This is a genomic window from Pleomorphomonas carboxyditropha (genome assembly GCF_002770725.1).
GTDB lineage: Bacteria > Pseudomonadota > Alphaproteobacteria > Rhizobiales > Pleomorphomonadaceae > Pleomorphomonas > Pleomorphomonas carboxyditropha.
The window spans coordinates 1-7,204 of sequence record NZ_NQVN01000051.1; the positions used below are offsets into that span (position 1 = coordinate 1).

Annotated in this window: 5 protein-coding genes; 2 read left to right on the plus strand and 3 right to left on the minus strand. The window is 69.5% G+C overall.

From position 1 onward, the window contains the following. Positions 1-722: 722 nt before the first annotated feature. Positions 723-2,390 carry a DNA recombination protein RmuC gene (locus CJ014_RS26970; RefSeq protein WP_207765879.1) on the plus strand — a complete coding sequence of 556 codons (1,668 nt, stop codon included), beginning with the start codon at positions 723-725 and terminating at the stop codon, positions 2,388-2,390. Here CJ014_RS26970 and CJ014_RS26975 read toward each other — a convergent pair. Genes CJ014_RS26975 through CJ014_RS26985 form a run of 3 tightly spaced genes read right to left on the minus strand, consistent with a single transcriptional unit; the run spans position 2,378 to position 4,403 of the window. Continuing rightward, the gene (locus CJ014_RS26975) at positions 2,378-2,782 is read right to left on the minus strand and encodes a GFA family protein (protein WP_100083586.1); all 405 of its coding nucleotides are present in this window, start codon (positions 2,780-2,782) and stop codon (positions 2,378-2,380) included. The two genes, CJ014_RS26970 and CJ014_RS26975, sit on opposite strands and share 13 nt — an antisense overlap. Positions 2,783-2,784: 2 nt before the next feature. Next, positions 2,785-3,255 carry an alternative ribosome rescue aminoacyl-tRNA hydrolase ArfB gene (arfB, locus tag CJ014_RS26980; RefSeq protein ID WP_425351965.1) on the minus strand — a complete coding sequence of 157 codons (471 nt, stop codon included), beginning with the start codon at positions 3,253-3,255 and terminating at the stop codon, positions 2,785-2,787. Next, the gene (locus CJ014_RS26985; RefSeq protein ID WP_100083587.1) at positions 3,252-4,403 is read right to left on the minus strand and encodes an MFS transporter; all 1,152 of its coding nucleotides are present in this window, start codon (positions 4,401-4,403) and stop codon (positions 3,252-3,254) included. The genes arfB and CJ014_RS26985 overlap by 4 nt, the downstream gene beginning before the upstream one ends. A gap of 334 nt (positions 4,404-4,737) precedes the next feature. Between CJ014_RS26985 and CJ014_RS26990 the strand changes: the two genes are divergently transcribed. After that, positions 4,738-7,143 (plus strand): membrane-bound PQQ-dependent dehydrogenase, glucose/quinate/shikimate family, encoded by a 2,406-nt coding sequence (locus CJ014_RS26990; protein WP_100083588.1) that lies wholly within the window; start codon positions 4,738-4,740, stop codon positions 7,141-7,143. The last annotated feature ends 61 nt before the right edge of the window (positions 7,144-7,204 follow it).

The window sequence follows — 7,204 nt, forward strand, 5'->3', positions numbered from 1 at the left end:
GTTCAAAGAGTCCATTCCCGAAATCACAAGTTCACTCGACGAGGTCTTTCCACCTTAGCCCCACCCTTCCGGACAAAGCCAAAACGGAAACCTTATCAAGAAACGTGCACTCCGGCCTTAGCTCTTCATGGCACATCCCCCAATCCCCGAAAGGACCAGGCAACGTACCGACAAGCCCATAGCGCCGGCCACGTTTCTCTTTCTTCCTATTCACTTGTCAAAGAACGGAGGGGATTACCCTCAATCACGAGACCTCGAGAGCGCGCCGAACCCTGATCCGCCAAACCCGTCAACGTGACGACCTCGACCGACCAAAACGCCCGGACATGTTCTTAACGTCCGTTCTGGAAGATCACTGATGAACCAGCCGTAACCGGCCTTTCATCTCCCTTCCGGGCCATCGCTCCTGGCGACAACCGTTCCGCCGGCACCACGTCGCCGCAGCGCCGCCGTCGATGGAGCGGGTTATAGGAGCCCCTCTCCGGCCTGTCAACGCCTTTTCTTCAAAAAACCGTCACAGAATCGGACAGCCCGTAAAGCCCCGGATTTGCAGGCTTTTGTTTGCCGTCTCATCCTGAGGCTCAAGGCGGGCCGGTCCTGCCGATCCCGGCATTTCCGGCCTTTTCCATCCACCCTCGGAAAAGCCTCCGCCCATGGCGCGAGGTTTCCTCGGCGGCTTGATGCAGATATGGTAAACAAAACGGAAACGACAAGGAGTCGCCGTGCCGGATTTGTTCAAGACCACCACGCTCGCCGATGCGATGCCGGTCATCGTCCTCGTCGCGATCCTGGTGGCGGGCCTCATGGTCTTTGCCTTCAGGATTGCCGCCGCCCGCAGCCGGATCGCCGCGAGCGAGGCGGCCGGGCGGCTGGAATTCGCCCGCCTGGAAGAACGCGCCCTTCGCCTCGCCGACGCCGACGGCCAGCTCTCGGCGCTGAAGGAGCGCCACGCCGGCCTCACCGCAGATCTCGCCCGCACCCGCGCCACGCTCGACGAGCGCGACAACGAGACGCGGCGGCTGAAGCAGGAGCTGGAGGCGGCGCGCGCTTCGCTTGTCGACGTCAAGAGCCGGAACGAGGAGGACGAGGCCGACCTGCGCGAGGCGCTCGCCGCCGTGCAGTCCAGGCTCAGCGCCGCCAACGCCGACCTCCGGGCCAAGTCCGAGGAGGTGGAGACGCTGAGAGCCGATCTCCTGCGCGCCCGCGAGCAGCGCGAGGAGGCGCAGCGGCTGCTCGGCGAGGCGCGCGTCGCCCTCACCGACATGCGCTCGCGTGCCGAGGAGGAGCGCAAGGCGGCCAACGAGAAGCTCGCGCTGCTCCAGGAGGCGCGGACGCAGCTCTCCGACCAGTTCAAGGCGCTCGCCGCCGACATCCTGGAGGAAAAGTCCAAGTCGTTCTCCGAGGCCAACCGCGCCTCGCTCGGCACGCTGATCGACCCCCTGAAGGTGCAACTCGCCGACTTCAAGGGCAAGGTCGAGGAAGTCTACATCAACGAGGCCAAGGAACGCTCGGCGCTCGGCGAGCAGGTGCGGCAACTGTTCAACCTCAACCAGCAACTGTCGCGCGATGCCCACAACCTCACCTCGGCGCTGCGCGGCCAGAACAAGAGCCAGGGCAACTGGGGCGAATTGATCCTCGAGCGGGTGCTCGAAGCCGCCGGCCTCGTCAAGGGCCTGCACTTCACGCCGCAGGAGAGCCACGCCCGCGACGACGGCAGCCGCATCCAGCCCGACGTGGTGCTGAACCTGCCGGGCCAGCGCTTCATGGTGATCGACAGCAAGGTGTCGCTCAACGCCTACGAGCTGTTCTCCACCGCCGAGGAAGACGGCGCCCGCGAGGCGGCGCTGCGCCGCCATCTCGACAGCATCCGCGGCCACATCCGCGATCTCTCGGCCAAGAACTACCAGGAGATCCACGGCCTCGCCGCGCTCGACTTCGTCATCCTGTTCGTGCCGATCGAGCCGGCCTTCCTGGTCGCCATCACCCGCGACGCCGAACTGTGGCATCAGGCTTGGGAAAAGAACATCCTGCTGGTCAGCCCGTCGTCGCTCTTGTTCGTCGTCCGCATCGTCGCCCAGCTCTGGCAGAAGGAGCAGCAGAGCAAGAACGCCCAGGACATCGCCAAGCGCGGCGCCGAGCTCTACGACAAGTTCGTCGGCTTCGTCGAAGACCTCGACAAGGTCGGCAAGGGCCTGAAGGACGCCCAGAGCGCCTACGAGCGCGCTTACGGCAAGTTCGCCACCGGCCGCGGCAACGTCGTCCGCCAGGCCGAGATGCTGCGCGCCCTCGGCCTCAAGACGGCCAAGCGCCTCGACGCCAGCCTGCTGGAAACCGCCGACGCCGACGAGGAGACGGGCGCCCTGCCCGCCCCCGAGGATCAGCCGTCGTAATCGGGATCGCCGGCAAAGCGCGGCAGGCCGTCGGCAAGGCGGAGCCAGCTCGGACGGTCGCCGTCCCAGCCGTGGGCGGCCGGCGCCACCGCCTCCTTGTCGTCGAGCGTGCCGACCGTGACGCCGACCGAGCGTCCCTCGGCGTCGGTCATATAAAGCTGGCTGCCGCAGGCCGGGCAGAAATGCCGGGCGGCGCCCGGCGACGAGCGGTAGGCCGCCGCTTCGCCGGCCGTGACGCGGAAGCAGTCCGGCCGCACCTGCATCCAGGCGACGGTGGCGCCGCCGGTCGAGCGGCGGCAGGTATCACAATGGCAATAATCGACGATGGCGCCGTCGCTTTCCACCTCGTAGCGAACCCGGCCGCACAGGCAGCCGCCCGATAGCAGCGCCATGATCAATCCTCGCCGATCGGCGTCCGCCGGTCGCGCTTGACGGCGCCGCGCCTGGTCTTGGCCTCGACCCGCCGCACCTGGCTCGCCCGCGTCGGCTTGGTGGCGACGCGCGGCTTCGGCGGGATCGCCGCCTCGGCGAGGATGGCCTTCAGCCGTTCCAGCGCGTCGTCGCGGTTGCGTTCCTGCGAGCGGAAGCGCTGCGCCTGGATGACGATCTCGCCGGCCTGGGTCAGCCGCGACGGGCCGGCGATGCGCGCCGCCCGCACCTTGGTTTCCCAGGGAATGCCGGCGGCGTTGTAGAGGTCGTAGCGCAGCGCCACCGCCGTCGCCACCTTGTTGACGTTCTGCCCGCCCGGCCCGGACGCCTGGACGTAGGAGAAGGAAAGATCCTTCTCGTCGATATAGAGGCGGTCGGCGACGTAGATCATGGCGGCAAGATAAGGGAGCGGACGGCGGCTGGAAAGCCGGTTCACGCCTTGAGGAAGCGGCCGCTCACCGCCACGCCGATCAGCAACACGGCGATGATCAGGAAGGCGGCCGGCAGCGAGGCGACATGGGCGATGAAGCCGATGGAGGCCGGCCCCAGCAGGATGCCGGCATAGCCGAGCGTCGTCACCGCCGGCACGGCGACGCTCTCCGGCATCAGCGTCTGCTTGCCGATGGCGCTGTAGAGCACCGGCACGATGTTGGAGCAGCCGGCGCCGACCAGCGCGAAGCCGATCATCGCCGCGACGGCCGACGGCACCAGCGTCGCCACCAGCAGGCCGGAGGCGGCGAGCAGCGCACCCGCCAGGATGATCGTCGTGCGGCTGACCCGCCGGACGATGGCGTCGCCCGACAGGCGGCCGATGGTCATGGTCGTCGCGAAGGCGGCGTAGCCGAAGCCGGCATGCGCCGGGTCGGCGCCGCGCGTGAAGGTGAGGAACACCGCGCTCCAGTCGAGGATGGCGCCCTCGGTCAGGAAGACGATGAAGCAGAGGATGCCGATGAACAGCACCACGCCGCGCGGCAGCGCGAAGGCCGGGCCGGAGGTATCGCCGCCGAAGGCGAGGAAATGCGGCGCCGCCCAGGCGAGCATCGCCGCCGTGAACGCGATGGCGGCCAGCGACACGGCGACCGGCGAGGCGCCCAGGCTGAGGATGCCGGCGCAGCCGGCGGCGCCGACGATGCCGCCGACGCTGAACAGGCCGTGGAAGCCGCTCATCAGCGCCCGCCCGGCCGCCCGCTCGACGATCACCGCCTGGATGTTGACCACGCAGTCGACCGAGCCGACGCCGGCGCCGAGCACGAACAGCGCCGCCGCGAGCAGCATGGGGCTCGACGCCGTGGCCAGCGCCGGCAGGGCGATGCAGACCAGCAGAGAGGCGGCGATCAGCACCCGGCGGCAGCCGTATTTGCCGGCCAGCGCCCCGGCGAGCGGCATGGCGACGATCGAGCCGATGCCGAAGGCGAGCAGCAGCAGGCCGAGGCCGCCCGCCTCGAGGCCGGCCCGCGTCTTGGCGAACGGCACCAGCCCCGCCCAGACGGCGCCGCCGAAGCCGGCGATGAAGAAGGCGACGCGGGTCGAGAATTGCTCGGCCCGGCCGATGCCGGCGGGCGCGGGAAGGACGGCGGTGGCCATGGCGAACGATTGCCCCTCGTGAAAACGGCCGCCTTCCTCAAGACGCGCCGCGGCGACGCGACAATTGATTCGATTCAGGCGGGCGCCGTCAAGGGGCCGCCCGGGCGACAGGCGTTTTGCCGCCGCGCTGTGGCATCGGAGCGGCGGCGGAGTCGCAACCAGATACGCTATTTTACGGAACCGGATGGACGACGGGGCGTTTCCGCCAAGTCGACAGGATCCAGCGGCGAGGACGCCCTATTTCCCCGGGTGGATTTCGCCAGTCGTCCCGTCTTGCACCGTCCCGCCTGACGTCGGGGCAAGTCCGGAACGCCGTCCGTTCGGAGGCGAAAGCATGGCCATCCTTTATACGACACGCCGGCCGCACTGGCTGGTTCGTCTTCTCGCGCTGGTGATCGGCCTGATCGGCCTGATCCTCCTCCTTGGCGGCGCCTATCTCGTCTATGTCGGCGGCTCGCCGTACTACGCCCTCGCCGGCCTCGGTCTTCTCGCCACCGCATGGCTGCTGGGACGCGGCAGCGCGCTGGCGCTCTGGCTCTATGTCCTCGTCTACGCCGCCACCCTCGTCTGGGCGATATGGGAGGCCGGCCTCGACGGCTGGGCGCTGGTGCCGCGCGTCGTCGCGCCCACCGTGGTGCTGCTGTTCATCGTCACCGCCGTGCCGGCCCTGCTGCCCCGGCATTTCGGCTGGCGGGCGGCGCTGCTGACCGACGTGGTGATCATCGTCGCGGCGGCGATCATCGGCCTGACGCTGCCGAACGCCAAGGTCACCGATTACGCCGGCGACCTGCCGGCCGCCAGGCCGGCCGACACCCTGGCCGACCCGTCGCTGCGCCAGGCCGGCGCCGACTGGCCGGCCTACGGCGGCAGCGAAAGCGCCCGCCGCTATTCGCCGCTCACCCAGATCACGCCGGACAACGCCGGCCAGCTCAAGCGCGTCTGGGCCGTCCACACCGGCGACCTGCCGCAGTCGGAGTTCGCCCAAGGCAAGTACGGCGCCGAGACGACGCCGCTCAAGGTGGGCAACGCGCTCTACCTCTGCACGCCCAAGAACATCATCCTGTCGCTCGATCCGGCCACCGGCCAGGAGCGCTGGCGCTACGATCCCAAGGTCAGCGACGACTGGATCCCCTACACGGCCGCCTGCCGTGGCGTGACCTATTACGATGTGCCGGGCGTCCCGGCCGATCAGGCCTGCGCCAGCCGCATCATCGAAGGCACGCTCGACGCCCGCCTGATCGCCGTCGACGCCAACACCGGCGCCCCCTGCCCCGGCTTCGGCGACAACGGCGCCGTCGACACCAAGGCCGGCATGGGCGAGGTGGAGCCCGGCATGCTGTCGATCACCGCCGCCCCGACCATCGTCCGCGGCATCATCGTCACCGGCCACCAGGTGCTCGACGGCCAGATCCGCAGCGCCCCCTCCGGCGCCATCCAGGGCTACGACGCCGTCACCGGCGCCCTGCGCTGGGCCTGGGACATGAAGCAGCCCGACCTCACCGGCGTGCCGCCGGACGGCCGCACCTACGCCCGCGGCACCCCCAACATGTGGACGGCGGCGAGCGGCGACGAACGGCTCGGCCTCGTCTACCTCCCCCTCGGCAACTCGGCGGTCGACTACTGGAGCAGCCAGCGCAGCGACGTCGAGAACCGGTTCGCCACCTCGCTGGTCGCCCTCGACGTCGGCACCGGCCGACCGGTCTGGAACTTCCAGACCGTGCACAAGGACGTCTGGGACTACGACCTCGGCTCGCAGGCGACGCTCGTCGACTTCCCGGCCGACGGCGGCGCCGTGCCGGCCTTGGTGCTGCCCTCCAAGCAGGGCGACATCTACGTGCTCGACCGCCGCACCGGCAAGCCGCTGACGCCGGTGGAAGAGCAGCCGGCGCCGGCCGGCGGCGTCGAGCCAGAGCAGCGCTCGCCCACCCAGCCGCACTCGCTCTACCACACGCTGCGCAAGGCCGACCTCACCGAGAAGGACATGTGGGGCATGTCGCCGATCGACCAGATGGTCTGCCGCATCGAGTTCCGCACCGCCACCTACAGCGGCTTCTACACGCCGCCGACGTCGGCGACCCACAGCATCGAGTACCCCGGCTACAACGGCGGCTCCGATTGGGGCGGCATCGCCGTCGATCCGGGGCGCGGCATCATCGTCGCCAACTACAACGACATGCCGAACTACGTCCGCCTGGTGCCGCGCGACGAGGCCGACCGTCTCGGCTGGACGCCGCGCAGCCAGGCGCGCGGCGCCATCGGCGGTGCGGAAGGCGCCGGCGATCCGCAGGCCGAGACGCCGTTCGCCGTCAACGTCAACGCCGGCTGGCGCCTGCCGGTCACCGGTCTCCTGTGCAAGGAGCCGCCCTACGGCGGCATCCGGGCGATCGATCTCAAGAGCGGCAAGACGCTGTGGGACCGGCCGTTCGGCACCGCCCGCACCAACGGCCCGTTCGGCATCCCCTCCATGCTGCCCGTCGACATCGGCACGCCCAACAACGGCGGCGCCGTGGTGACGGCCGGCGGCGTGGTGTTCATCGCCGCCGCCACCGACAACCTCGTCCGCGCCATCGACCTCAAGACCGGCAAGACGCTGTGGAGCGACACGCTGCCCGGCGGCGGCCAGGCGACGCCGATGACCTACGAGGAGGGCGGCAAGCAGTATGTGGTGATCATGGCCGGCGGCCATCACTTCATGGAAACGCCGATCAGCGACGAACTGATCGCCTATGCCCTGCCCTGACCCCGCATGACCCTCCGGGAGGGGCCGGACCCGGCATCCGGCCCCCCTCGCTCCCCCAGCC

What these genes read in the sequence shown, in the direction of transcription:
- CJ014_RS26985 (WP_100083587.1), bottom strand. Translation starts at nt 4,403, where the DNA reads ATGGCCACCGCCGTCCTTCCCGCGCCCGCCGGCATCGGCCGGGCCGAG.
- CJ014_RS26975 (WP_100083586.1), bottom strand. Translation starts at nt 2,782, where the DNA reads ATGGCGCTGCTATCGGGCGGCTGCCTGTGCGGCCGGGTTCGCTACGAG.
- CJ014_RS26990 (WP_100083588.1), top strand. Translation starts at nt 4,738, where the DNA reads ATGGCCATCCTTTATACGACACGCCGGCCGCACTGGCTGGTTCGTCTT.